At 48.2% G+C, this 2,127-nt stretch carries 3 protein-coding genes; all 3 read left to right on the top strand.

Going from position 1 to position 2,127, the window contains the following annotated elements:
- Positions 1 to 513 (top strand): ATP-binding cassette domain-containing protein (locus C1T29_RS01235; RefSeq protein ID WP_208945599.1); only part of this gene is annotated, 513 nt, incomplete at its 5' end.
- Positions 510 to 1,307 (top strand): energy-coupling factor transporter transmembrane component T family protein, encoded by a 798-nt coding sequence (locus C1T29_RS01240; RefSeq protein ID WP_208945600.1) that lies wholly within the window; start codon positions 510 to 512, stop codon positions 1,305 to 1,307. The genes C1T29_RS01235 and C1T29_RS01240, both read left to right, overlap by 4 nt.
- A gap of 10 nt (positions 1,308 to 1,317) precedes the next feature.
- On the top strand, positions 1,318 to 2,061 hold the full coding sequence (gene truA, locus C1T29_RS01245; protein ID WP_025810423.1) for a tRNA pseudouridine(38-40) synthase TruA: 744 nt from the start codon (positions 1,318 to 1,320) through the stop codon (positions 2,059 to 2,061).
- The last annotated feature ends 66 nt before the right edge of the window (positions 2,062 to 2,127 follow it).

The raw sequence follows: 2,127 nt of genomic DNA on the forward strand, positions 1-2,127 counted from the left end.
ACGGCGGAAGAAAAGGCGCGGGACACGCTGAAGCTTGTAGGTTTGGATGAGGAGCTGTCCGACAGGTCCCCGTTTGAACTAAGCGGCGGGCAAATGCGCCGCGTGGCCATTGCGGGAGTGCTGGCGATGGAGCCGGAGGTTCTCGTCCTCGATGAACCGACGGCAGGGCTCGACCCAAGAGGCCGCAAAGAGATCATGGACATGTTCTACAGCCTCCATAAGCAGAGGAATCTGACGACGATTCTCGTCACCCACAGTATGGAAGATGCGGCGGCGTATGCAGATGAACTGATTGTGATGCATAAAGGCACGGTCAAAGCAAAAGGGACGCCGCGGGAGCTTTTTTCAAGGAAAGACGATATCGCTGCCTTTGGGCTTGATTTGCCGGAAACGATTAAATTCCAAAAACGTCTTGAAGAAACGCTGGGCATTACGTTCAAAGCGCCGATCTTGACGATTGAAGAAGCAGCCTCCGAAATTAAAGCTCTTTTTCAGGAGGAAAATGCCCTATGATGGACAATATCATTATCGGCAAATATGTACCCGGGACATCGATCATTCACCGGCTTGATCCGCGTACAAAGCTGTTAACCATTTTCCTTTTTGTCTTTATCGGTTTTTTCGCGAATAATACGGAAACATATGCACTGCTCGGCCTGTTTACGGTCGCAGCCGCAGCTTTGTCGGGCGTTCCGGTGCGATTCCTTTTAAAAGGGATGAAGCCCGTGTTCTGGATTGTGCTGTTTACGTTTCTGCTTCATATTTTTATGACAAGGGAAGGGCCGCTTCTCGCCGATCTCGGCTTGTTTAAAATTTATGAGCAGGGACTTGTTCAAGGGATTTTTATTTCGCTGCGCTTTGTTTACCTCATCATGATCACAACGATTTTAACATTGACGACGACTCCAATCGAAGTGACCGATGGTTTGGAGCATTTGCTCGGTCCGTTTAAAAAATTAAAGCTTCCCGTTCATGAACTCGCTCTCATGATGTCCATCTCCCTCAGATTTATACCGACTCTGCTCGAAGAGACGGATAAGATCATGAAAGCGCAAATGGCAAGAGGCGTTGATTTTACGAACGGCCCGGTCAAAGAACGTGTCAAAGCGATCGTTCCTCTTCTTGTTCCGCTGTTTGTCAGTGCCTTTAAAAGAGCCGAAGAGCTTGCAACTGCGATGGAGGCGCGAGGATACAGGGGAGGGGAAGGCCGTACAAAATACAGGCAGCTGACGTGGAAATGGAAGGATACTTCCGTGCTCCTCATTTTAGCTGGTCTTGGCGTATTGCTAATTTTATTGCGGACTTAGGTGATAGACGATGAGAATGAAGTGTACGATTTCATATGACGGACACCTTTTTTACGGCTACCAAGTGCAGCCTGGTCAAAGAACGGTGCAGGATGAGCTTGAAAAAGCGCTGCAAACGCTCCATAAAGCGAAGGAGCGTATTCCTGTCGTTTCATCCGGGCGCACCGACAGCGGCGTTCACGCGGTCGGACAGACGATTCATTTTGACAGTCCGCTATCCATCCCTGAGGCGAAATGGCCGTATGCTTTGAATGCCCTGCTGCCTGATGATATATCGGTCCACAATGCGGAAGCTGTGGATGATCAATTTCATGCGAGGTTTTCTGCAAAAAGAAAAGAATACCGGTATATGATTTACAGGGGCAGACATCCGGACGTTTTTAAACGCCACTATGCATACCATGTTCCGTATGACCTTGATATGGAAAAAGTCCAAGAAGCCTCCCGCTTTCTGGTTGGAACCCATGATTTCACAAGCTTTTGTGCAACCAAAACCGAAGTGAAGGACAAAGTTAGAACGGTCTATGAACTCGAATGGTCTGACACAGGGGACGGACTGCAGATGAGGATTGTGGGCAGCGGATTTTTGTATAACATGGTTAGAATCATTGCCGGCACGCTTCTTGATGTAGGAACCGGAAAATTTTCCCCTGGAGACATTGAAAAGATGATTCTTGCCAGAAGCCGCGATGCCGCAGGGCGCACTGCACCGGCGCACGGCTTGTATTTATGGCGTGTTATCTATGACAACTAAACCAGGTGTAACATTTTCTTGACAGAGAGTACAGAAAGTTATAAGATATCATATGGTATGTATTTC

Source organism: Bacillus sp. MBGLi79 (genome assembly GCF_002953915.1).

Coding starts and splice junctions, on each gene's coding strand:
- C1T29_RS01240 (WP_208945600.1), top strand. CDS start 510: ATGATGGACAATATCATTATCGGCAAATATGTACCCGGGACATCGATC.
- truA (WP_025810423.1), top strand. CDS start 1,318: ATGAGAATGAAGTGTACGATTTCATATGACGGACACCTTTTTTACGGC.